This is a genomic window from Buttiauxella agrestis ATCC 33320 (genome assembly GCF_000735355.1).
Taxonomy (GTDB): domain Bacteria; phylum Pseudomonadota; class Gammaproteobacteria; order Enterobacterales; family Enterobacteriaceae; genus Buttiauxella; species Buttiauxella agrestis.
This window is the reverse complement of the sequence record NZ_JMPI01000022.1, coordinates 422528-444424: the sequence shown is the minus strand read 5'-3', so window position 1 is coordinate 444424 and position 21897 is coordinate 422528. Positions and strand designations below refer to the sequence as shown.

Here is a 21897-nt window from a genome sequence, read left to right as displayed (position 1 = left end):
CAAAAATAAACACAAGAAGATAATTTGGTTATTTATGTACACTTGTAAAAAAGGCCGCTGAATGCGGCCTTTGAGAGAATGTGCAGTCCCTGAATTTTACTCAGGCTGTAACTTTGTTGGTGGCGCGGTGTGGTAAATCTCATCCGCTTGTTCAAAGCGTTTTTGCATGGTGGCACTTGGCGCTTTACCCAGCAGGCTAACAACCACAATGCCGATGCTGCCGAAGACGAAACCAGGGATGATTTCGTACAGACCCAACCAACCGAACTGTTTCCAGACGATGACCGTCACTGCCCCGATGATCATCCCCGCCAGTGCGCCGTTGCGCGTCATGCGTGACCACATTACCGAGAACAGCACAACCGGGCCAAACGCGGCACCAAAGCCTGCCCAGGCATAGCTCACCAGGCCCAGCACACGGTTTTCAGGGTTTGCCGCCAGCGCGATGGCGATCAGCGCTACCACCAACACCATGAAACGCCCTACCCACACCAACTCTTTCTGCCCCGCGTCTTTGCGGAAGAAGGCTTTGTACAAGTCCTCAGTGATTGCACTTGAACACACCAGTAACTGGCAGCTCAGAGTGGACATTACCGCCGCCAGAATGGCCGACAGCAAGATGCCAGCTATCCACGGGTTGAACAGCAGCTGCGCCAGTTCAATGAACACTCGCTCGCCATTCTGGTTCACCGCGCCCGCAAGCGCCGGGTTGTTGTTGAAATACGCGATACCGAAGAAGCCCACGGCACACGCGCCCGCCAGGCACAAAACCATCCACGTCATACTGATGCGACGCGCTTTAACGATGGTGTGATGCGAGTCTGCCGCCATGAAACGCGCCAGAATATGCGGCTGACCAAAGTAGCCCAGCCCCCAGCCCATCAGCGAGATAATCGCCACGAAGTTCAGGCCCTTAAGCATATCAACGTTTTCGATGCTTTTTTGCTTGATAACCGCCATGGAATCGTCAAACCCGCCGACGGCAATCACTACCATGATTGGAGTCAGGATCAGGGCGAAAATCATCAGGCTTGCTTGTACTGTGTCGGTCCAGCTCACCGCCAGGAACCCGCCAACGAAGGTATAAATGATTGTGGCTGCAGCACCCGCCCACAGTGCGGTTTCGTAGCTCATGCCAAAGGTGCTTTCGAACAGACGCGCCCCCGCCACGATGCCAGACGCACAATAGATGGTGAAGAACAGCAAAATCACCAACGCCGAGATAATACGCAGGATGCGACTCTTATCTTCAAAACGCCCGGTGAAATAATCCGGCAGCGTCAGCGCATTGTTGTTCACTTCAGTGTGAACGCGCAGACGGCCCGCAACCAGTTTCCAGTTGATGTAGGCGCCCACGGTCAGGCCGATGGCAATCCAGCTTTCCGATATACCGGAAAGGAAGATCGCGCCGGGCAAGCCCATCAGCAACCAGCCGCTCATGTCGGATGCGCCTGCTGATAATGCGGTGACCAGACTTCCCAGGCTGCGACCGCCCAGAATATAGTCATCGAAGTTTTTGGTTGAACGCCAGGCGATAAACCCTATCAATATCATGCCGAAGATGTAGATAAAGAAAGTCACCAGCATTGGTGTACTCATAGTCATGCAAGTTCTCCAGATTTTTGCCATGCCGGAACGCAGCACAGGTTTTTATTAATTTCATCTCGCAAGCGTTTTAACACGTTATTCACAATAAATTCACCGTACAAAAAATAGCTTTTTCCTGGAGGTTGCACTCGCTCACGCTTTTCACGGTTGCACCCTCTTAAACTGTTAACTGTGTCGGTAAATTCACCCTGTCTGCGAATAATTAGCCCGCTCGCTTTCTTAGGCCAAATTTAACAATTCAATCTATTTCCCAGCTTGCTATCCAGCTCACATTTAACAAGGTTGCACAAAGTTGCAACATGGTAGATATTGCCGGGTAACTTTTATCAATCCCCCCATTTAATTCCCTTCCTTCGGCTTGAAGGACAACGGGTATAAAGGAGTGACAGGCATGGGCAGCACTACCATGGGTGTTAAGCTCGACGAATCGACTCGCGAGCGCATTAAAGAAGCCGCTTCACGCATTGACCGCACACCGCACTGGCTAATTAAACAGGCGATTTTTAACTATCTTGAACGCCTGGAAAACAACGACGAATTGCCAGAACTCCCGGCTCTGCTGGCGGGTGCCGCCAACGAAAGTGAAGAAGCCGTACCGCACGTTGAAGAAACGCACCAGCCGTTCCTTGATTTCGCTGAGCAAATTCTTCCGCAGTCGGTCACGCGCGCCGCAATTACCGCCGCCTGGCGTCGCCCGGAAACCGACGCGGTGCCCATGATCCTCGAGCAAGCTCGCCTCTCCCCGGTGATCGCCGAACAAACCCACAAACTGGCTTATCAGCTCGCCGATAAATTGCGTAATCAGAAGAGCGCAACAGGCCGGGCGGGCATGGTACAGGGTTTATTGCAGGAATTTTCACTTTCTTCGCAAGAAGGTGTGGCATTAATGTGTCTCGCCGAAGCTTTATTGCGCATTCCGGACAAAGCGACGCGTGATGCGTTAATCCGCGACAAGATCAGCAACGGCAACTGGCACTCGCATATTGGCCGCAGCCCGTCGCTATTTGTGAACGCAGCGACCTGGGGCTTGTTGTTTACTGGCCGTCTGGTTTCCACCCACAACGAAGCCAGTTTGTCCCACTCGCTAAACCGTATAATCAGCAAGAGTGGCGAGCCGTTAATCCGCAAAGGCGTGGATATGGCAATGCGCCTGATGGGCGAGCAGTTTGTGACCGGCGAAACCATCGCCGAGGCGCTCGCCAACGCCCGCAAACTGGAAGAAAAAGGTTTCCGCTACTCCTACGATATGCTGGGTGAAGCGGCACTGACCGCCGCCGACGCGCAGGCGTACATGGTTTCTTATCAGCAGGCAATTCACGCGATTGGTAAAGCCTCAAACGGGCGCGGTATTTACGAAGGCCCAGGCATTTCCATTAAACTTTCTGCGCTGCATCCGCGTTACAGCCGCGCGCAGTACGACCGCGTGATGGAAGAGTTATATCCGCGCCTGAAATCTTTGACGCTGCTGGCACGCCAGTACGACGTGGGCATCAACATTGACGCCGAAGAAGCCGATCGCCTGGAGATCTCCCTCGATCTGCTGGAAAAACTCTGCTTTGAGCCAGAACTGGCGGGCTGGAACGGTATTGGCTTCGTGATTCAGGCGTACCAAAAACGCTGCCCGTTCGTGATTGATTACCTGGTTGACCTCGCCTCCCGCAGTCGTCGCCGCCTGATGATTCGCCTGGTGAAAGGTGCATATTGGGACAGTGAAATCAAACGTGCGCAAATGGACGGCCTGGAAGGCTACCCGGTTTACACACGCAAGGTATACACCGATATCTCATATCTGGCCTGCGCCAAAAAACTGCTGGCCGTACCGAACCTGATTTACCCGCAGTTTGCGACCCACAACGCCCACACGCTGGCGGCCATTTACAACCTCGCCGGGCAAAACTACTACCCGGGCCAGTACGAATTCCAGTGCCTGCACGGCATGGGCGAGCCGCTTTATGATCAAGTGGTGGGCAAAATTGCCGACGGAAAACTGAACCGCCCTTGCCGCATTTATGCCCCGGTCGGCACCCATGAAACGTTACTGGCGTACCTGGTGCGCCGCCTGCTGGAAAACGGCGCGAACACCTCGTTTGTTAACCGTATCGCCGATAACACGCTACCGCTCGACGAATTAGTCGCTGACCCTGTCACCGCCATCGAAGGCATTGCAGGCAAAGAAGGTCAACTTGGCCTGCCACATCCAAAAATCCCCTTGCCAAAAGAGCTATACGGCAGCGGTCGAACCAACTCCGGCGGGCTGGATCTGGCGAACGAACACCGCCTGGCCTCGCTCTCTTCTGCTCTGCTGAACAGTGCGGCACAAAAATGGCAGGCGCTGCCGATTCTGGAAAACCCTGTTGCACCAGGCGATATGGTTGCGGTGAAGAACCCGGCGGAACCCACCGATATCGTGGGCTTTACCCGTGAAGCGACAGCCGATGAAGTTTCAAAGGCGCTGGAAAGCGCGGTAAACAACGCGCCAATCTGGTTCGCCACGCCGCCGCAAGAACGCGCCGCGATTCTTGAGCGTGCAGCGGTGATCATGGAAGGTCAGATGCAGCAGTTGATTGGCATTCTGGTGCGCGAAGCCGGTAAAACCTTCAGCAATGCGATTGCCGAAGTGCGTGAAGCGGTCGATTTCCTGCATTACTACGCAGGCCAGGTACGCGATGATTTCGATAACGAAACCCATCGCCCGCTCGGCCCGGTAGTGTGTATCAGCCCGTGGAACTTCCCGCTGGCTATCTTTAGCGGCCAAATTGCCGCCGCCCTTGCTGCGGGTAACAGCGTGCTGGCAAAACCGGCCGAACAAACTCCGCTGATTGCCGCGCAGGGTATCGCTATTTTGCTCGAAGCTGGTGTGCCTGCGGGCGTGCTGCAACTGCTGCCTGGCCGGGGTGAAACCGTCGGCGCGCAGCTGACCGGTGATGCCCGCGTGCGTGGCGTGATGTTTACCGGCTCCACCGAGGTCGCCACTTTACTGCAACGCAATATCGCTGACCGTCTTGACGCGCAAGGCCGCCCGACTCCGCTGATTGCCGAAACGGGTGGTCTGAACGCGATGATCGTCGATTCTTCCGCGCTCACCGAACAAGTGGTAGTTGATGTGCTTGCCTCCGCCTTTGATAGCGCGGGCCAGCGTTGTTCTGCCCTGCGCGTCCTGTGTATTCAGGAAGATGTCGCCGAGCACACGCTGCAAATGCTGCGCGGCGCGATGGCGGAATGCCGCATGGGCAACCCAGGCCGCCTGACAACAGACATCGGCCCGGTGATTGACAGCGAGGCCAAAGAGAATATCGAGAAACACATCCAGACGCTGCGTGGTAAAGGCCGCAAAGTATTCCAGGCCGCGCGTGAAAACAGCGTGGATGCAAAAGAGTGGCAGAGTGGCACTTTTGTCGCACCGACGCTGATTGAGCTGGAAAGCTTCGATGAAATGCAAAAAGAGGTGTTTGGCCCGGTGCTGCACGTGGTGCGCTACAACCGCAACAACCTGGAAGCATTGATTAATCAAATCAACGCCGCCGGGTACGGCCTGACGCTGGGTGTACATACCCGTATCGACGAGACCATCGCGCAAGTGACCGGTTCGGCGCACGTCGGCAATATGTACGTGAACCGCAATATGGTTGGTGCAGTCGTCGGCGTGCAGCCGTTTGGCGGTGAAGGTTTATCCGGTACAGGTCCGAAAGCCGGTGGCCCGCTGTATTTGTATCGCCTGCTGGCTAACCGCCCGGATAGCGCGCTGCAAACCACCTTTAGCCGTCAGGATGCGGAGCTGCCTGTGGATACCACGCTGAAAGCCCGCCTCCAGGAAGCCCACCAGGCGCTGACGCAGTGGTCAGTGAAGAAAGGCGAATTATCTGCAATTTGCGAACGTTTCGCACAGCTGGCACAAAGCGGCACTTTACGCCAACTACCGGGGCCAACGGGCGAGCGCAATACCTACGCGTTAATGCCGCGTGAACGCGTGTTATGTATCGCCGATAACGAGCAAGACGCGCTGGTGCAACTGGCGGCAGTCACTAGTGTTGGCAGCCGTGCGCTGTGGGCTGACGATAAACTGCATCGTGAACTGGCAAAATCGCTGCCGACACTGGTACAAAAACACATCGACTTCGCCAAAGAAGATGCGCTGTTAAGCCAGTCGTTTGATGCGGTGATTTACCACGGTGATTCCGACCAGCTACGTTTGCTGTGCGAGAAAGTGGCGGCACGCGACGGTGCGATTGTTTCGGTGCAGGGCTTTGCTCGCGGTGAAACCAACCTGTTGTTAGAGCGTTTGTACGTTGAGCGTTCGCTGAGTGTGAACACCGCAGCCGCAGGCGGCAACGCCAGTTTGATGACAATCGGCTAAGTTTTCACTACGCTAAAAAGGCTCCATTTTGGGAGCCTTTTTTCTTCGAGGAATGATGATGAAACGCGTTTGTTTACTTATTTCTTGCCTGTTATTAAGCGCCAATGTGCTTGCCGACAGTTGCGATAACGAGACATCGCAGGCTGGACTGAATGAGTGTTACGGCAAAGAATATAAAAAGCAGGATGATTTGCTCAATCAGACTTATCAGAAGGCAATGAAGCTCGCCACGGATACTCAGAAAACCCAGCTCAAAGCGGCGCAAAATGCGTGGATTGCTTTTCGCGATGCCGACTGTGCATTCTTAACCTCTGGCGCTGACGGCGCATCCGTCGCCCCAATGGTGCACGCACAATGTATGACAGACAAAACCCGTGAGCGCACGGAGCTGCTGAAAAGCACGCTCAATTGCGAAGAAGGCGACGTAAGCTGTGTTTTCCATCCAGGCTCAAATTAACGCACCCGAATACCTTCGATAATCATCCGCTGCACGTTTTCAACCGTGCGGCGGAAAAACGCCTCGTCCTGAAGATTGCTGCCCGCCACCGCTTCAACCTGGCTTGCGAAGTCAGCGTAGTGCTGAGTGGTTGCCCACAGCATAAAAATCAAATGGTGCGGGTCTACCGCCGCCAGTTTTCCGCTCTCGACCCAACCGGCAATAATGGCCGATTTTTCATCCACCAGCGTTTTTAAATCCCCGGTTAATTCTTCTTTCAGCAACGGTGCGCCTTGCAGCATTTCGAGGCAGAACAAGCGCGAGGCCTGCGGGTAATCACGTGAAACTTCAAGTTTCAAACGGATGTATTCGCCTATCGCCACCAGCGGCTGTAAATCTTCACGAAAAGCACGCAACGGCGCCAGCCAGATATCCAGAATTTGTTTGAGCACCGCGACGTAGAGCGCTTCTTTGGAAGGGTAATAATAGAGAAGATTGGTTTTCGACACTTCGGCACGCTCAGCGACCTGCTCGATGCTGGTGCCGTGAATGCCAAACTGGGAGAAAAACTCCAGTCCCGCAGCCAGAATTGCCTGCTTTTTCGCTGCGACCGCACGCACGCGCCGTCCGGTTTCTTTGGTTGCTGCGCCACCTTGTGCCATGCCATTTCTCTTTATTCGGTTTTGCCCAACAGCATAGCAAAAGCGCCTTGCGACAACGATCTGTTTGCGCCCCTTTGCACCCTGAACGCGCACTGACGCCTGTTTTTTGTGCACTAATTTTGACCAAACAGTCTGATTTTAATACATCAAAAATAGAAACCAATTATCAACATGATGATAACAAACCAGTTTTCCAACCTGGCATCCGGCTTGCAAAGACTCAACTGAAAGCAACCATTTCCAGAGAGGCTTGTGATGAAAATTGGCGTATTTGTTCCTATCGGCAACAACGGCTGGTTAATTTCTACTAACGCGCCGCAATACATGCCCACGTTTGAGCTGAACAAAGCGATTGTGCAAAAAGCCGAATATTACGATTTCGACTTTGCCCTCTCGATGATCAAACTGCGCGGCTTTGGCGGCAAAACTGAATTTTGGGATCATAACCTCGAGTCATTCAGTCTGATGGCAGGGCTTGCGGCGGTGACATCCAAAATTAAGATCTACGCGACAGCGGCCACGCTCACATTGCCGCCTGCCATCGTGGCGCGAATGGCGTCGACCATTGATTCCATCGCACCGGGGCGCTTTGGGGTGAATCTGGTGACCGGCTGGCAGAAGCCGGAATACGAGCAAATGGGCATCTGGCCGGGCGATGAATATTTCGCTCGTCGCTACGACTACCTTTCTGAATACGCCACGGTACTGCGCGATTTGTGGGGAACCGGGCAAAGTGATTTAAAAGGTGAGTTTTTCACCATGAACGATTGCCGCTTAAGCCCGCGTCCCTCTCAGCCAGTAAAAATGATTTGCGCTGGGCAGAGCGACGCTGGCATGGCATTTTCTGCCGAATATGCCGACTACAACTTCTGCTTTGGCAAAGGTGTAAATACGCCAACCGCCTTCGCTCCCACTGCCGCGCGCATGGTTGAAGCGGCGCAAATAACCGGGCGCGATGTCGGTTCCTACGTACTGTTTATGATTATCGCCGATGAAACCGACGAGGCCGCCCGGGCCAAATGGGAGCACTACAAAGCGGGTGCCGATGAAGAAGCGCTGGCGTGGTTGACCGAACAAAGTCAAAAAGACACGCGTTCCGGTTCCGATACCAACGTGCGCCAGATGGCAGACCCCACTTCAGCCGTGAATATCAACATGGGCACCCTGGTGGGCTCTTACGCCACCGTCGCCCGTCTACTGGATGAAGTCGCCACCGTTCCCGGTGCCGAAGGCGTACTGCTCACCTTTGATGATTTCCTCGCTGGCATTGAAGCTTTCGGCGAAAAAATCCAACCGCTGATGCAGTCGCGTACGCATCTTTCCCCTTCTGCTCGCGAGGTGGCGTGATGAAACAAATCACTCTTGATGCTCGCCCCGAAGCCATCACTTTTGCCGCTGAACAAACGGCGCTGATCGTCGTCGATATGCAAAATGCTTACGCAAGCCAGGGCGGTTATCTGGACCTTGCGGGCTTTGATGTTTCAGCAACCAAACCGGTTATCGAAAACATTAAAACAGCGGTGGCCGCCGCTAGGGAAGCTGGCATGTTGATTGTCTGGTTCCAGAACGGTTGGGACAGCGATTATGTCGAAGCTGGCGGGCCAGGTTCGCCGAATTTCCACAAGTCCAACGCTCTCAAAACCATGCGCAAGCAGCCGGAATTACAGGGAAAACTGCTGGCAAAAGGCAGCTGGGATTACCAACTGGTGGACGAACTGGTGCCGCAGCCGGGTGATATCGTGCTGCCCAAACCTCGTTACAGCGGTTTCTTTAACACGCCGCTGGATAGCATTTTGCGGTCGCGGGGTATTCGCCACCTGGTGTTTACCGGTATCGCCACCAACGTTTGCGTGGAATCGACACTACGCGATGGCTTTTTCCTCGAATATTTTGGCGTGGTTTTAGCCGACGCCACGCATCAGGCCGGGCCTGCGTTTGCGCAGCAAGCCGCACTTTTCAATATTGAAACCTTCTTTGGTTGGGTGAGCGACGTCGGCACGTTTTGCCAGGCGTTACAGCCGCCATCCCTTGCCCGAATTGCCTGAACAGGAGAATGCCGATGCCGAAAACTGTGATTATTCCGCCGGGAACCACAACCCCTATTGCGCCATTTGTACCGGGCACGCTGGCCGATGGCGTGGTGTATGTCTCCGGCACGTTGCCGTTCGATAAGCAAAACAATGTGGTGTATGTCGGAGACGCCAAAGCCCAGACGCGCCATGTGCTGGAAACCATAAAATCGGTGATTGAAACCGCAGGCGGCACCCTGGATGACGTGACGTTTAACTCAATTTTCATCACCGACTGGAGCAACTACGCCGCCATCAACGAAGTGTACGCCGAGTTTTTCCCCGGTGAAAAACCGGCCCGCTTCTGCATTCAGTGCGGGCTGGTAAAACCCGATGCGTTGGTTGAAATCGCCAGCGTCGCTCATATCGGGAAATAGCTTATGCAAATTGAGCTGACTCCAGCGCCCTTCCCCGACGCCCCCGTTCTGCTCTTGATTGCGGGGCTTGGAGGAACTGGCAATTACTGGCTGCCACAACGAGCGGCACTGAGCGAACATTACCAACTGGTGGTGTACGACCAGCGCGGAACTGGCGTGAACCGCGAGCCGCTACCCAATGATTACTCGCTTGCCGATATGGCTTATGAAATCCACAGCGCCGTGTTGCAACAGGGCATTACGCATTACAGCGTGCTCGGACATGCGCTCGGCGGGCTGGTCGCCCTGCAACTGGCGTTGGACTACCCGGCGTCTATTGATCGCATTGCGATAATTAATGGCTGGTTGCAGCTCAATGCCCATACACGGCGCTGTTTTGCGGTGCGTGAAACGCTGCTGCGCGATAGTGGCCCAACCGCCTATTTGCAGGCTCAACCGCTTTTTCTCTACCCGGCAGACTGGATGGCGGCGAATCAGCCGTGCCTCGAGGCCGAAGAAGCGATGCACAATGCGCACTTTCAGGGAGCTGAAAATCTGACTCGCCGCCTGAATGCGCTGAAAGCGGCTGATTTCCACGACACAGCCGCACATATTCACCAGCCGGTGCTGCTGATTTGCTCCCGCGACGATCTTCTGGTGCCGTGGAATTGTTCTGTGGAATTACATGAAGCGCTGCCTGAAAGCACGCTTGAAGTGATGCCGTGGGGTGGACACGCCTGCAACGTCACTGACGCGAACAATTTTAATCAACGGTTTCTGAGCGCAATGAGCGCTTTGCAGCAAATCGAACCCTCTTTTCAGAAGGAAAATGTATGAGTCATGCCCTCTCAAGCGAGGCGCTGGAAACGCTGTTTACCGGCGCTCGAACCCACAGCGCGTGGCTGGATAAACCGGTGAGTGATACCCAGCTTGCCGAGATTTATAACCTGATGCGCCTTGGCCCAACCTCCGCCAACTGTTCGCCTGCACGCTTTTTATTTATCCGCAGCCCGGAGGCAAAAGCACGTCTTAAATCCGCGCTGTCATCAGGCAATATCGACAAAACCATGAGCGCGCCTGTGACCGCCATCGTGGCCTGGGATCCTGCTTTCTTTGAACAATTGCCGACGTTGTTCCCTTACGCCGACGCCCGCGCCTGGTTTACCTCAAGCCCGGAGCTGGCAGAAGAAACGGCATTTCGCAACAGCTCCATGCAAGCGGCCTATCTGATTGCGGCCTGTCGGGCGCTCGGTTTCGACACCGGGCCGATGTCCGGGTTTGACCGTGAAAAAGTCGATACGGAGTTTTTCAGCGCCAACGGCTGGAAAAGTAATTTGCTGATAAACATCGGTTATGGCGACCCGGCAAAAGCCCATACGCGTCTGCCACGTTTAGCGTTTGAAGCCGCTTGCCGCGTGGCTTAAGGAGCAAAGATGATTGAGAAACAAATCTTCCGCGATGCGATGTCGTGCCTGGGGGCGGCGGTGAATATCGTCACCACCGACGGCCCTGCCGGACGCGCGGGCTTTACCGCATCAGCGGTGTGCAGCGTCACAGATGACCCGCCAACCCTGCTGGTTTGCCTGAATCGTAGCGCTTCGGTGTGGCCGATTTTTAACCGCAACGAGGCGCTATGTGTCAACACTCTGGCCGCCGGACACGAAGCGTTATCCAATCTGTTTGGCGGAAAAACCGCCATGACCGAGCGCTTTTCCGCCGCGCGCTGGCGAAACGGTGCGACAGGTTGTCCGCAACTTGAAGGGGCCATTGTCTCTTTTGATTGCCGTATCAGCCAGGTCGTCAGTGTGGGCACGCATGACATTTTATTCTGTGAATTAGTGGCTCTTGAACGTAACGACGAGTCCCACGGTCTGGTGTGGTTTGACCGTGGCTATCACCAACTGATGCGGCCTGCCTGTTAGCCGAAACGTGTTCCCTCTGGAGATGAGTATGGCGAATTCCTGGTTTCCACAATGGCGTAAAAAATCTGCGATAACGGAAGGCGGAGTCATCGCCCCGGATGAAACGCTGCCGCTCGGTCAAACGCTGGTGATGGGCGTGCAGCATGCGGTGGCAATGTTTGGCGCAACGGTACTGATGCCGCTTTTGATGGGGCTTGATCCTAATTTGTCGATATTAATGTCGGGGGTTGGGACGCTGCTATTCTTCCTGGTCACCGGAGGGCGCGTACCGAGTTACTTAGGCTCGAGTGCCGCGTTTGTCGGCGTGGTGATTGCAGTGACCGGCTTTAACGGGCAAGGCTTAAACCCGCATTTAAGCGTGGCGCTCGGCGGAATTATCGCCTGTGGCCTGGTGTATACGCTGATTGGGTTTGTGGTGATGAAGGCCGGAACGCGCTGGATTGAACGGCTGATGCCTCCCGTAGTGACCGGTGCAGTGGTGATGGCCATCGGCCTGAATCTGGCACCCATTGCGGTGCGGGGCGTTTCCGCCAGCAGCTTCGATAGCTGGATGGCGGTCATGACGGTGATGTGTATCGGGCTGGTTGCGGTGTTTACCCGAGGCATGATCCAACGCTTGTTAATTCTGATTGGCCTCATTCTCGCCTGCGCCATTTACGCGGTGCTGGCAAATGGTTTTGGCTTCGGTAAACCGGTGGATTTTGCGCTGATTGGTGCTGCGGCATGGTTCGGTATTCCGCAAATGACTTCACCGACGTTTAACGTGCAGGCGATGATGCTGATAGCGCCCGTGGCGGTGATTCTGGTGGCAGAAAACCTCGGACATTTAAAAGCCGTTGCCGGGATGACGGGTAAAAATATGGACCCGTACATCGGCAAAGCGTTTGTCGGCGATGGCCTGGCAACCATGCTTTCAGGCTCGGTCGGCGGCAGCGGCGTGACGACTTACGCGGAAAATATCGGTGTGATGGCGGTGACAAAAGTCTATTCAACACTCGTGTTTGTCGCCGCCTCCGGCATCGCTATGTTATTGGGTTTTTCACCAAAATTTGGCGCGCTTATCCATACTATTCCGGGGCCAGTGATTGGCGGCGCATCTATTGTGGTGTTTGGCTTGATAGCCGTAGCGGGGGCACGGATTTGGGTGCAGCACAATGTTGATTTAAGCCAGAACGGCAACCTGATTATGGTGGCGGTAACGCTGGTATTGGGGGCGGGTGATTTCGCCTTAACGATCGGTGGTTTCACGCTCGGCGGGATTGGGACGGCTACTTTTGGCGCGATTATACTGAACGCTATTTTGAGCCGCCGCCCGGTGGTTATTGCCGACGGCGCAGTCGTTCCATAAGTCGGATGACGCTTCGCTTATCCGACCTACAGTAAGTCGTTGTAGGTCGGGCTAGCGTAGCGACCCCCGACAAAACAGACATATCCGGTCTCTACAATGCTGAGAGTGATTCCTGCTTCTTTTTGCGTTTGAGTTTTAGCTCGCTGACCAACACGCCCAGCACAATCAACGCGCCACCCAGTAGTGCCAAAACGGGTAATCGTTCTCCGGCAATACGCCCGAAAATACCTGCCCAAACCGGTTCACCGGTATAAATCACCGTCGCTCGCGTCGGGGAAACGCTGCGTTGCGCCCAGTTCATCGTCACTTGAATAATGGCGCTGAAAATCCCAAGACCTAACGCAATAGCCAGCAAATCAGGAGTAAATGCAGGAACACTTTCGCCAGCCGGAATCATGGTGGCAAACGCAACAATCGAGGCGGTTGCAAGCTGCACAATCGTGACGCGTTTAATATCCACTTTCCCCGCCCAGGCGCTGATAAGAATGATTTCTGCGGCAATCGCCAGGGCGCTAATCAGCGTGATAATTTCACCCGCGCCAAGCGTTAACGAGGTGCCGTCCGGCCCGGCAAGAAAAATCAGGCCGATAAACGCAAGTGCTACGCCAATCCAGGACATCACACCCGGCATTCTGCCCAGACAAATCCATTGCAGAACGGGCACCAGCGGCACGTACATCGCGGTAATAAATGCGGATTTGCTGCTGGGAATGGTCTGTAGACCCCAGGTTTGCATGCTGTAACCTATCGCAATCGACACCCCGATAAACACACCAGCTTTGACCTCAAGCCAGGTCAGGCCGCGCAGTGTTTTTAGTGACAGCAAACCAACCGCCAGCGCGGCGGTGGCAAAGCGTAATCCGACGAAAAAGAACGGCCCGCTCATCGTCATCGCATATGACACGGCAAGGAATGTCCCACCCCAAAACATGGTAATGAGGATCAGGATGGCTTCCTGGGGTTTTATGGCAAATTGGTAACGGCGCAATAGGGCTGACATGGAAATACCGAAGCGGAATAAGCAAGCCGGATAGTGTGCTGTGCGACGGGGGGCCGCGCAATGGGACAGACAAAATAAAACCGCCGGCTTTCACCGGCGGTTGGGGTTAACCAGGCTGCGTATGATTACTTACTGCTACCTTTGCCGTGGCTATTTTTGCCCCCTTTCTGGCCTGCTTCTGAGGCACGTTGCGGGTCATTTTTGAAGTTCCCGCCACTATGCTGGCCACCTTTGCGACCTGCTTCTGATGCTCTTTCACGGTCTTCAGCGAAATTACCTGACCCACCACGATGGTTTGCCATTTCTAACCTCCAGATTGGATTGCGAAATAGTTAAGAGATCATATTGCATTCGGTCAAAGAAGATTCTTTCACCGCGCGAACAAAACATACTCTAAATAATTCGAGTCGCAGGAAGGCGGCAAGGGAACTAATCCCGATGAGCTTACATAAGTAAGTGATTCGGGTAAGTGAGTGAAGCCAACACCCCTGCGGCTTGAAATATGACGAGTATTAACGTTGCCGCGTGGAAGTAAGCTTAGTGCAGTGAGGGTAATTGACCAGTTAATCGTAATATCTTGCAACATGTAATCGCCAGAATGGGTGATTTTTTCGCCGCTTAATCCATAAGACTTTCTTATTTTTAGTGAAATAGTCACCTCAGGAAAATGTGACGTAATGCGACATTTCCCCTCAAATGCCTGCCATATTGTGAAGGATCAAGGAATCGGCACTCAAGGTTGCAGTCTGAGCCACAGCACTTATCTTTAAAGTACGGCAGCAAACGCTGCGACACAGGTAAGGAGTGAAGCGAAATGGCTAAAGTTCTGGTGCTTTATTATTCAATGTACGGACACATCGAAACCATGGCACACGCTGTGGCAGAAGGTGCACAGAAGGTTGATGGCGTAGAGGTAACGGTGAAACGCGTCCCGGAAACCATGCCCGCCGATGCATTCTTAAAAGCCGGGGGTAAGACGCAAAATGCCCCGCAAGCCACACCACAAGAGCTTGCCGATTACGACGCGATTATTTTTGGCACTCCAACCCGCTTTGGCAATATGTCCGGGCAGATGCGCACCTTCCTCGATCAAACGGGTGGCTTATGGGCATCTGGCGCTTTACACGGCAAACTTGCCAGCGTGTTTAGTTCAACCGGCACTGGCGGCGGCCAGGAACATACCATCTCTTCAACCTGGACCACACTTGCCCACCACGGCATGGTGATTGTCCCTATCGGTTACGCGGCACAAGAATTGTTTGATGTTTCACAGGTTCGTGGTGGGACGCCTTACGGTGCAACAACGATTGCCGGAGCAGACGGTTCGCGCCAGCCGAGCCAGGAAGAGCTGTCGATTGCGCGCTTCCAGGGCGAACACGTCGCGCGACTGGCGGTTAAACTGAACGGTTAAATTCATTACGGAGGAGAGCATGCAGAATCAACAATCAAAAGTTCATCATGTTGGTGAATGGGCGAGTTTGAGAAACACTTCTCCTGAAATAGCAGAGGCTATTTTTGAAGTGGCAAAATACGACGAAAAATTAGCTGAGAAAATTTGGGAAGATGGCAACGACGAAGTCTTAACGTTGGCATTTGAAAAAACGGATAAAGATTCGCTATTTTGGGGCGAGCAAACCATCGAGCGGAAAAACGTGTAGTCCGATTTCCCCCGCTCACGGCGGGGGATCCCCTTTCTTTTACTTCGCCTGACTCACCGATTGCGCTAACACTTCGGTAAATTTATCCCACGGGCAAAAACCATTCGCATCGGTCGGACAACCGTTAAGCTGGAGCGTCACACGCTGCGGAGGTTGTTGCAGGCTTAATACATCCGCTTTACGCAACTGCTCGGTGCTTTGATAGACGTACTCCACCTTCATCAATTCACGATTGTTATCCGCATCATGCCAACGCTGGAACATGATTTTCCCGCCAATTGGCGTACGTTCATATTGCTCAGGCAATTGATAAGGTTTGAAATCCAGTGCCGTCAGCAGCGACGCAATGTTGGAGTCATGCCCAACCAGCAACGTGATTTTTGGCCCTTTATTATCATTGCCCGCCAACGCTTTCTGAATGTATTTGATCAGCGGTGCGGCGACATTTCGCGCCACTTGTGGCGAGGTAAACAGCGTGTCCTGATAACTATTTTTCAGCTGGGATAATACCTTCCACTGCTGGTCGGTTTTGATTTTCCCCCAGGCGACGTTATCTACCGGGAAGCCTTCGTAATATTGCAGCGTAAACGCATCTACCAGCGAGTTACCGACTTTGAGTGGGCCACTCACGCCAGGTTCTTCTGTGGCATTGGCGCTAAATTTGTCTTTCTGCGCGGTCAGGTCACACACCTGTTTTTCTTTGCAACCTGGCGAATCTTTGAATGCGACAATTTGCTCCAGTAGCTGGTAGCTGTCGTCCAGTTTGAAGTGCTCGCGCTGGGTTTCCATCGCCTTCAGAGCGGCTTGCTTAAACTCAGGCGAATCATTGGTGATGACCGGGTTGAAGGTTGGGTCCATGGTGCCCATTTTTTCCTGATGATGGACAGGAACATCACATCCAGGAAACGCCCCGGTGATAAAAAACTGCGCCGTAGCGACGGTGCGTTGCAAGCTGTTAGCGTAGGCGTAAACGCTTTGTGGCGTTGGGCATTCACCACTTTTGACCAGCCCTTGTTCGGCAAGCCATTCACGTAAGTAATGGCCCATATACACTTCCAGCACGCCGCCTTTAGTGGTGAGCTGCCCACCCGGCACATCCCATTCAGGCCATGACTGAGCCGTGGATTGTTCCAGCACGCTGCCATTGTTAGCCAGTGGGGCGCGCAAGTTATGGCGACTCATCAGCAACACTTGTTCAAGTTTGTAACCCTGTGGCGCGGTTTCGGCGTGCGCCAGTGCAGGTGCGAAGTAAGCCATAGCCAGTAATGTTGCAATCGTTTTTTTATTCATCCCTTTATCCTCAAGATGTTATGGCACGAATGAAGTGCCGCATTCAGTTTGGCAGAAAATAGCGCAACCGCCTTTTGAGCCTGTCGCAAAAACAGAGGAAGAAGGAAAACTATTCAATATGGATAATGGGTTTTATAATAAAACCAAATGATGTGCTGTGGAGGTCAAATGAAACGCAAAAGTATGGAAGGCAGTATCTGCCCGGTAGCCCGGTCGCTTGATATCATCGGTGACTGGTGGTCGTTGCTGATTGTGCGCGATGCACTGAACGGCCTGACGCGTTTTGGTGAGTTCCAAAAAAACCTCGGCATCGCCAAAAACATGCTGACTCAGCGCTTAAAACAACTGGTTGAGCAAGACATTTTGACGGTTCGCCCCGCAACCGACGGCAGCGCATGGAATGAATATGTGTTAACTGAAAAAGGCCGCGCCCTGCAAACAGTGCTGGTTGCGCTGGCGCAATGGGGTGGCGATTATCTGTTTGATAGCCACGAAAAATGCAGCGTGTTGGTTGACGACGAACTGCATCAACCTCTGCGTAAACTCACGCTACAAGCACAGGATGGACGCACTCTCGCCCCTGAAGAAGTGGTCGCACAAATCCCAGCTATTCCCGTCGAGTAACCTGTTGAAGGGTGGATAAAAGTTCTATTTATCCGCCCCATCCATTCCTCTCCAACAAACGCAGAAAGAAAAAATTCCGCATAATTTGGTTGCATTATAAAACCATTAAATCTATTTTTAATTTAGTTTCATAATGAAACCTAAAATTTACTTTCACCCACGAGGCTTTGCCATGACCACTTCCCCTTCTGTTGCAGTAATTACCGGCGCATCTTCAGGCATTGGCGCGGTTTATGCAGAGCGCTTCGCCGCTCGCGGATACGATCTGCTGTTGGTTGCACGTCGCGAAGATCGCCTGCGTGAACTGGCAGCAAAACTGGAATCTCTGCACGGTATCAACGTTCAGACATTAACCGCCGATCTCGCAAAGGAGAGCGGCATGCAGGCGGTGGAAAAGTCACTTCGCAGCAATGAACGGATAAGTGTGTTGGTCAATAATGCCGGTGTCGCACACCTTGCGCCATTTACGGCAGGCAGCGCTGAGTTACATCAGGCCGATATAGCGCTTAATATCACCGCGCTGACACGCCTGAGCCTTGCCGCCCTCACCCGTTTTCAGGCACAAAACAGCGGCACGCTGATTAACGTTGCCTCGGTCGTTTCGCTGCATGCGCGCGCAGGAAGTTCGGTGTACAGCGGCACCAAGGGTTATGTGCTGAATTTCACAAGAGGTTTGCAGGAGGAAGTGGCGGGTACCAACGTGAAGATTCAGGCGGTATTGCCCGCCATGACGGCGACAGAAATCTGGGAGGTGTCCGGTGTTTCTATGGAAAATCTGCCACCCGCCGCCATCATGACCACGGAGAATCTGGTCGATGCGGCGTTAGCGGGCCTGGATCAAGGCGAAGCGGTGACGATTCCGCCTCTGCATGACCTGGCGAAATGGGAAGCCTATGAATCAGCGCGACTGGCTGTTTTTGAAAGCTGCCTGACGGGCGTTCCGGCACCGCGTTACCAGAAGTAAAAACGAAAAAGCCCCAGCTTATTTCTAAGCTAGGGCTTGAATGTTGGTGGAAGCGTAGAGATTCGAACTCTAGAACCCTTTCGGATCGCCGGTTTTCAAGACCGGTGCCTTCAACCACTCGGCCACGCTTCCAACGAGGCGAACTATAAACATCCCCATACTTCCTGTAAAGCACGATTTTGTTCGTTCGCCTGATAAATCACCAAACTCGCGCTGTTTGAGTGAAACGCCAACAACTTGAGTAATTTAACATCAGAATTTGTTGCAAGTTTTGCCGCCTGCAACGCGCCGACTATCAATGTTTTTTGATGTACATATCTTTGGTGTAGTAGAAACCAAGGTTGTTTGGCGCGTATCCGCCGACATAAGGTTTCACTAACTGGACCAGCACATAGTGATAAACCGGAATGGCTGGCACATCTTCCGCCAGTTTATCTTCGGCTTGTTGGTAGAACTTACCGCGCTGTTCCACATTGTCTGCTTTGGCTGCATTTTTTAGTGCGTCATCAAAAGCGGCATTGCTGTACTCCGAGGTATTTTCGCTATCGCCAGTGCGGAAGTTATTCAGGAATGTCGCTGCATCGTCGTAATCAGCAATCCATGCATAACGCACCACGTCAAATGTCCCGCTGTGCATCGTATCAAGCATGGTTTTCCATTCCTGGTTTTGCAGTTTCGCTTCAACTCCCAGGTTTTTGCTCCACATTGAACTGGCGGCAATGGCAATGCGTTGATGCGATTCAGAGGTGTTGTACAACAGATTGAATTTCAACGGATGGGTGGCATTAAACCCCGCTTCTTCCAGAAGCTTTTTCGCTTCCGCTACACGCTTCTCATGGCTCCAACTGGCGTAATCAGGTGATTTGAGTTCAACACCACCAATATCTTTCTGGCTGATGACCCAGGCCGGGATTTGCCCCTGCCCCAGCACTTTTTCAGCGATGATGTCTTTATCCAGTGCCATGTTCAGCGCACGCCGCACACGCGGGTCGTTAAATGGCGCTTTAGTGGTATTAAATTGGTAGTAGTAGGTCGCAAGCTTAGGCGTCACATGGACTTGATCGGGTATAGATTTCTTCAGTGAAGCGTACAGCGTTTGCGGCACAGTCAAAACAATATCAATTTCACCGGCTTTATAGCGGTTGATGTCTGAGGTTTCAGAAGCAATGGGTAAATAAGTCACTTTGTTAATTACGGTGTGGCTATCGTCCCAATAGTTTTTATTACGCACCCCGATAACTTTTTCGTTTACTACCCAATCAGAAAGTGTGTATGGCCCACTGCTGACAAAATTGGCCGGTTGCGTCCATTTGTCGCCAAACTTCTCAACGACGGCTTTATCAACCACCACCAGCGAGGTGTGAGCGAGCATTGCGAGGAAGGCGGCAGTAGGTTGAGTCAGCGTAACTTGTAGCGTGGTTGCATCTAACGCTTTCACACCTAACGTATCAGGAGATTTTTTACCCTCTGCAATATCCGCCGCATTTTCCACATGCATATTGCCGAGATAGCTCGCATAAGGTGATCCTATTTTAGGATCAACAAGGCGCTGCCAACTCCAGACCACATCTTCAGCAGTGATCGGCTCACCGTTGGACCATTTAATACCTGGGCGAAGATGGAAAACCCATTCCGTGCTGCTTTTTTGTTCCCACTTGTCGGCCAGTCTTGGCTCGATGGAACCATCGTTGCGTACCTCTACCAGCCCTTCAAAAAAATCACTGATAATTGCCGACTCCACACTACTTTCTACTTTATGAGGATCAAGTGAAGCCGGTTCGCTGCCATTGTTGCGTACTAGTTCCTGTTTCGCAGCCAGTTCGGTTCCTGCTGGAACGTTAGCCGCCCAGGCACCTGAAATTGCACTAGCCAGTCCAATTGCGATAAACGATTTCATAAATGTGATGTGGTTATTTGTTTTCATAACACGCCTTATTTGAGTTATTAACGACGGTACGGTTAACACTCTTAGCAGCCGAAATAGATAAAGCAATAAATTTCAGCCACATATAAGTGAGTTTTATGACGGAGGTCTGGTCTGTGAAATAATGCCCGGCAAGGTAAAGATGGGTAAAAGGACTTTATTGCAATAAAGGAGGCCATTACTCTCATTCACTATAACCACTGCTATAAGAGAGAGTTTCTGAATGGATCGCATAATTACTTCCTCGCGTGACCGTTCGTCACTGCTGAGTACCCACAAGGTACTGCGTAATACCTATTTCCTGCTCAGCCTGACGCTGGCGTTTTCTGCGATTACCGCAACCGCCAGCACCGTGCTGATGCTGCCATCCCCAGGTTTGATTCTGACGCTGGTCGGCATGTATGGGCTGATGTTTTTAACCTATCGCCTGGCGGATAAGCCGACCGGTATTCTGGCTGCGTTCGCCTTTACGGGATTCCTGGGGTATATCCTTGGGCCAATGCTGAATTCCTACATCTCTGCCGGTATGGGCGATGTCATTGGCATGGCGCTGGGCGGCACCGCACTGGTGTTCTTCAGCTGCTCTGCTTATGTGCTGACCACCAAAAAAGACATGTCCTTCCTCGGCGGTATGCTGATGGCGGGCGTGGTTGTCGTGCTTATCGGTATGGTGGCAAACATCTTCCTGCAATTGCCTGCTCTGCATCTGGCAATAAGCGCGGTGTTTATTCTGATTTCATCCGGTGCGATTTTGTTTGAAACCAGCAATATCATCCGTGGTGGCGAAACCAACTACATTCGCGCAACGGTGAGCTTGTACGTTTCTCTGTACAATATCTTCATCAGCCTGTTGAGCATTCTGGGCTTCGCAAGCCGCGATTAATCGCACAGAGCACCTCACACCCAAGCCTCGCATCTGCGGGGCTTTGTTTTTTCTGGCCCGGTAAATTTGCTACACTGCGCCCAGTTTGTCTGGAGCAAAGAATAATGATGTTGATGTTTGAAGGCCGTGAGATAGAAACCGATGCCGATGGTTATCTTAAAAATAGCCAGGAGTGGAGCGAACCGCTTGCCGAAGCGATTGCCGCCAAAGAAGGCATTACGCTTGCCGTAGAGCACTGGGAAGTGGTGAGATTCGTGCGCGAGTTTTATCTCGAATTTAATACTTCCCCGGCAATTCGGATGCTGGTTAAAGCCATGGCAAACAAATTCGGAGACGAAAAAGGCAATAGCCGTTATCTGTATCGATTGTTTCCAAAAGGGCCGGCTAAGCAGGCAACGAAAATTGCTGGCCTACCAAAGCCGGTGAAATGCATTTAGTAGCGAATACTAAAGTCTGTCCATTGGCGGTCAGGTTGGTGAGGTTCTGTCAGCACTTTATCCACCCTGGCACTGCGCGGCCCCCCAGCTTTTAGCCATGCGATGAGCGCCTCAACCTGTTGCGCTTCACCGCAGGCCAATACCTCAACGCTACCGTCATCCATATTGCGGGCATAACCGGTTAACCCCAGTTTTAACCCCTCGCGCTGGGTGCTGTAACGAAAACCGACGCCCTGAACCAGGCCGTGGACCCAGGCAAGTGTGCATACTGTGGCCATAACTTCCTCCGTTTCGGGTTCTTGCGTTGCATTTAGCCGGTGTAAGCCGGAAAATGACGCCCAATTATTAGCAAGAAAGCATAG

General features: G+C 52.9%; 22 protein-coding genes and 1 tRNA gene. 15 read left to right on the top strand and 8 right to left on the bottom strand.

Going from position 1 to position 21897, the window contains the following annotated elements; genetic code table 11:
* Positions 1-96: 96 nt before the first annotated feature.
* A complete protein-coding gene (gene putP / locus GBAG_RS06750) occupies positions 97-1605 on the bottom strand; it encodes a sodium/proline symporter PutP (RefSeq protein ID WP_034494400.1) in 1509 nt (502 codons plus the stop codon).
* A 394-nt stretch (positions 1606-1999) separates the two neighbouring features.
* On the opposite strand from putP, the gene putA reads away from it, so the two are divergent.
* Complete coding sequence (putA, locus tag GBAG_RS06745; protein WP_034494398.1) at positions 2000-5962, top strand: trifunctional transcriptional regulator/proline dehydrogenase/L-glutamate gamma-semialdehyde dehydrogenase; 3963 nt, start codon at positions 2000-2002, stop codon at positions 5960-5962.
* Between the two features lie 58 nt (positions 5963-6020).
* Positions 6021-6419 carry a lysozyme inhibitor LprI family protein gene (locus GBAG_RS06740; protein ID WP_034494397.1) on the top strand — a complete coding sequence of 133 codons (399 nt, stop codon included), beginning with the start codon at positions 6021-6023 and terminating at the stop codon, positions 6417-6419.
* On the opposite strand, the gene rutR is transcribed toward GBAG_RS06740, so the two are convergent.
* Positions 6416-7060 carry an HTH-type transcriptional regulator RutR gene (gene rutR, locus GBAG_RS06735; protein ID WP_034494395.1) on the bottom strand — a complete coding sequence of 215 codons (645 nt, stop codon included), beginning with the start codon at positions 7058-7060 and terminating at the stop codon, positions 6416-6418. The genes GBAG_RS06740 and rutR overlap by 4 nt on opposite strands.
* Before the next feature lie 255 nt (positions 7061-7315).
* On the opposite strand from rutR, the gene rutA reads away from it, so the two are divergent.
* The 7 genes from rutA to rutG are packed head-to-tail and all read left to right on the top strand — an operon-like array spanning position 7316 to position 12755.
* The gene (gene rutA, locus GBAG_RS06730) at positions 7316-8407 is read left to right on the top strand and encodes a pyrimidine utilization protein A (RefSeq protein WP_034494392.1); all 1092 of its coding nucleotides are present in this window, start codon (positions 7316-7318) and stop codon (positions 8405-8407) included.
* Positions 8407-9105, top strand: coding sequence for a pyrimidine utilization protein B (gene rutB, locus GBAG_RS06725; RefSeq protein WP_034494391.1), 699 nt, complete (start codon positions 8407-8409; stop codon positions 9103-9105). Before rutA ends, rutB begins: the two co-directional genes overlap by 1 nt.
* Positions 9106-9119: 14 nt before the next feature.
* On the top strand, positions 9120-9506 hold the full coding sequence (rutC, locus tag GBAG_RS06720; RefSeq protein ID WP_034494390.1) for a pyrimidine utilization protein C: 387 nt from the start codon (positions 9120-9122) through the stop codon (positions 9504-9506).
* Positions 9507-9509: 3 nt separating this feature from the next.
* Entirely contained in the window at positions 9510-10322 is an 813-nt protein-coding gene (gene rutD, locus GBAG_RS06715; RefSeq protein WP_034494388.1) for a pyrimidine utilization protein D, read from the top strand.
* On the top strand, positions 10319-10909 hold the full coding sequence (locus GBAG_RS06710) for a malonic semialdehyde reductase (protein ID WP_034494385.1): 591 nt from the start codon (positions 10319-10321) through the stop codon (positions 10907-10909). Before rutD ends, GBAG_RS06710 begins: the two co-directional genes overlap by 4 nt.
* A 9-nt stretch (positions 10910-10918) precedes the next feature.
* Entirely contained in the window at positions 10919-11407 is a 489-nt protein-coding gene (rutF, locus tag GBAG_RS06705) for an NADH-dependent FMN reductase RutF (RefSeq protein ID WP_034494384.1), read from the top strand.
* Between the two features lie 28 nt (positions 11408-11435).
* Positions 11436-12755, top strand: a complete 1320-nt coding sequence (gene rutG / locus GBAG_RS06700; protein WP_034494382.1) for a pyrimidine utilization transport protein G — start codon at positions 11436-11438, stop codon at positions 12753-12755.
* Positions 12756-12846: 91 nt separating this feature from the next.
* Here rutG and GBAG_RS06695 read toward each other — a convergent pair whose 3' ends face one another.
* Together GBAG_RS06695 and GBAG_RS06690 are read right to left on the bottom strand one after the other, a co-directional pair.
* Positions 12847-13755 carry a DMT family transporter gene (locus GBAG_RS06695; protein WP_034494381.1) on the bottom strand — a complete coding sequence of 303 codons (909 nt, stop codon included), beginning with the start codon at positions 13753-13755 and terminating at the stop codon, positions 12847-12849.
* Positions 13756-13880: 125 nt separating this feature from the next.
* Positions 13881-14057 (bottom strand): con-10 family general stress protein, encoded by a 177-nt coding sequence (locus GBAG_RS06690; RefSeq protein ID WP_034456279.1) that lies wholly within the window; start codon positions 14055-14057, stop codon positions 13881-13883.
* 512 nt (positions 14058-14569) lie between these two features.
* Here GBAG_RS06690 and wrbA point away from each other — a divergent pair.
* Together wrbA and GBAG_RS06680 are read left to right on the top strand one after the other, a co-directional pair.
* Positions 14570-15166, top strand: coding sequence for an NAD(P)H:quinone oxidoreductase (gene wrbA, locus GBAG_RS06685; protein ID WP_034494379.1), 597 nt, complete (start codon positions 14570-14572; stop codon positions 15164-15166).
* Positions 15167-15185: 19 nt separating this feature from the next.
* Positions 15186-15413, top strand: a complete 228-nt coding sequence (locus tag GBAG_RS06680; protein WP_034494378.1) for a YccJ family protein — start codon at positions 15186-15188, stop codon at positions 15411-15413.
* A 39-nt stretch (positions 15414-15452) separates the two neighbouring features.
* Here the strand turns inward: GBAG_RS06680 and agp are convergent, their stop codons facing one another.
* The gene (gene agp / locus GBAG_RS06675) at positions 15453-16703 is read right to left on the bottom strand and encodes a bifunctional glucose-1-phosphatase/inositol phosphatase (RefSeq protein WP_034494376.1); all 1251 of its coding nucleotides are present in this window, start codon (positions 16701-16703) and stop codon (positions 15453-15455) included.
* Between the two features lie 168 nt (positions 16704-16871).
* On the opposite strand from agp, the gene GBAG_RS06670 reads away from it, so the two are divergent.
* Together GBAG_RS06670 and GBAG_RS06665 are read left to right on the top strand one after the other, a co-directional pair.
* Positions 16872-17327: a winged helix-turn-helix transcriptional regulator gene (locus GBAG_RS06670; RefSeq protein WP_034494374.1), complete on the top strand. Its 456-nt coding sequence runs from the start codon at positions 16872-16874 to the stop codon at positions 17325-17327.
* Positions 17328-17499: 172 nt separating this feature from the next.
* Positions 17500-18291 carry an SDR family NAD(P)-dependent oxidoreductase gene (locus GBAG_RS06665; RefSeq protein ID WP_034494372.1) on the top strand — a complete coding sequence of 264 codons (792 nt, stop codon included), beginning with the start codon at positions 17500-17502 and terminating at the stop codon, positions 18289-18291.
* 44 nt (positions 18292-18335) lie between these two features.
* On the opposite strand, the gene GBAG_RS06660 is transcribed toward GBAG_RS06665, so the two are convergent.
* Positions 18336-18423: transfer RNA gene (locus tag GBAG_RS06660), tRNA-Ser, on the bottom strand.
* 163 nt (positions 18424-18586) lie between these two features.
* Entirely contained in the window at positions 18587-20188 is a 1602-nt protein-coding gene (locus tag GBAG_RS06655) for an ABC transporter substrate-binding protein (RefSeq protein WP_246864860.1), read from the bottom strand.
* A 250-nt stretch (positions 20189-20438) separates the two neighbouring features.
* On the opposite strand from GBAG_RS06655, the gene yccA reads away from it, so the two are divergent.
* Both yccA and tusE read left to right on the top strand, forming a co-directional pair.
* Complete coding sequence (gene yccA / locus GBAG_RS06650) at positions 20439-21098, top strand: FtsH protease modulator YccA (RefSeq protein WP_034494370.1); 660 nt, start codon at positions 20439-20441, stop codon at positions 21096-21098.
* Between the two features lie 107 nt (positions 21099-21205).
* Positions 21206-21535 (top strand): sulfurtransferase TusE, encoded by a 330-nt coding sequence (gene tusE / locus GBAG_RS06645; protein WP_034494614.1) that lies wholly within the window; start codon positions 21206-21208, stop codon positions 21533-21535.
* On the opposite strand, the gene yccX is transcribed toward tusE, so the two are convergent.
* Complete coding sequence (gene yccX, locus GBAG_RS06640) at positions 21532-21813, bottom strand: acylphosphatase (protein WP_034494369.1); 282 nt, start codon at positions 21811-21813, stop codon at positions 21532-21534. The two genes, tusE and yccX, sit on opposite strands and share 4 nt — an antisense overlap.
* Positions 21814-21897 lie beyond the last annotated feature (84 nt).

What these genes read in the sequence shown, in the direction of transcription:
- putP (WP_034494400.1), bottom strand. Translation starts at nt 1,605, where the DNA reads ATGACTATGAGTACACCAATGCTGGTGACTTTCTTTATCTACATCTTC.
- putA (WP_034494398.1), top strand. Translation starts at nt 2,000, where the DNA reads ATGGGCAGCACTACCATGGGTGTTAAGCTCGACGAATCGACTCGCGAG.
- GBAG_RS06740 (WP_034494397.1), top strand. Translation starts at nt 6,021, where the DNA reads ATGAAACGCGTTTGTTTACTTATTTCTTGCCTGTTATTAAGCGCCAAT.
- rutR (WP_034494395.1), bottom strand. Translation starts at nt 7,060, where the DNA reads ATGGCACAAGGTGGCGCAGCAACCAAAGAAACCGGACGGCGCGTGCGT.
- rutA (WP_034494392.1), top strand. Translation starts at nt 7,316, where the DNA reads ATGAAAATTGGCGTATTTGTTCCTATCGGCAACAACGGCTGGTTAATT.
- rutB (WP_034494391.1), top strand. Translation starts at nt 8,407, where the DNA reads ATGAAACAAATCACTCTTGATGCTCGCCCCGAAGCCATCACTTTTGCC.
- rutC (WP_034494390.1), top strand. Translation starts at nt 9,120, where the DNA reads ATGCCGAAAACTGTGATTATTCCGCCGGGAACCACAACCCCTATTGCG.
- rutD (WP_034494388.1), top strand. Translation starts at nt 9,510, where the DNA reads ATGCAAATTGAGCTGACTCCAGCGCCCTTCCCCGACGCCCCCGTTCTG.
- GBAG_RS06710 (WP_034494385.1), top strand. Translation starts at nt 10,319, where the DNA reads ATGAGTCATGCCCTCTCAAGCGAGGCGCTGGAAACGCTGTTTACCGGC.
- rutF (WP_034494384.1), top strand. Translation starts at nt 10,919, where the DNA reads ATGATTGAGAAACAAATCTTCCGCGATGCGATGTCGTGCCTGGGGGCG.
- rutG (WP_034494382.1), top strand. Translation starts at nt 11,436, where the DNA reads ATGGCGAATTCCTGGTTTCCACAATGGCGTAAAAAATCTGCGATAACG.
- GBAG_RS06695 (WP_034494381.1), bottom strand. Translation starts at nt 13,755, where the DNA reads ATGTCAGCCCTATTGCGCCGTTACCAATTTGCCATAAAACCCCAGGAA.
- GBAG_RS06690 (WP_034456279.1), bottom strand. Translation starts at nt 14,057, where the DNA reads ATGGCAAACCATCGTGGTGGGTCAGGTAATTTCGCTGAAGACCGTGAA.
- wrbA (WP_034494379.1), top strand. Translation starts at nt 14,570, where the DNA reads ATGGCTAAAGTTCTGGTGCTTTATTATTCAATGTACGGACACATCGAA.
- GBAG_RS06680 (WP_034494378.1), top strand. Translation starts at nt 15,186, where the DNA reads ATGCAGAATCAACAATCAAAAGTTCATCATGTTGGTGAATGGGCGAGT.
- agp (WP_034494376.1), bottom strand. Translation starts at nt 16,703, where the DNA reads ATGAATAAAAAAACGATTGCAACATTACTGGCTATGGCTTACTTCGCA.
- GBAG_RS06670 (WP_034494374.1), top strand. Translation starts at nt 16,872, where the DNA reads ATGAAACGCAAAAGTATGGAAGGCAGTATCTGCCCGGTAGCCCGGTCG.
- GBAG_RS06665 (WP_034494372.1), top strand. Translation starts at nt 17,500, where the DNA reads ATGACCACTTCCCCTTCTGTTGCAGTAATTACCGGCGCATCTTCAGGC.
- GBAG_RS06655 (WP_246864860.1), bottom strand. Translation starts at nt 20,188, where the DNA reads ATGAAATCGTTTATCGCAATTGGACTGGCTAGTGCAATTTCAGGTGCC.
- yccA (WP_034494370.1), top strand. Translation starts at nt 20,439, where the DNA reads ATGGATCGCATAATTACTTCCTCGCGTGACCGTTCGTCACTGCTGAGT.
- tusE (WP_034494614.1), top strand. Translation starts at nt 21,206, where the DNA reads ATGTTGATGTTTGAAGGCCGTGAGATAGAAACCGATGCCGATGGTTAT.
- yccX (WP_034494369.1), bottom strand. Translation starts at nt 21,813, where the DNA reads ATGGCCACAGTATGCACACTTGCCTGGGTCCACGGCCTGGTTCAGGGC.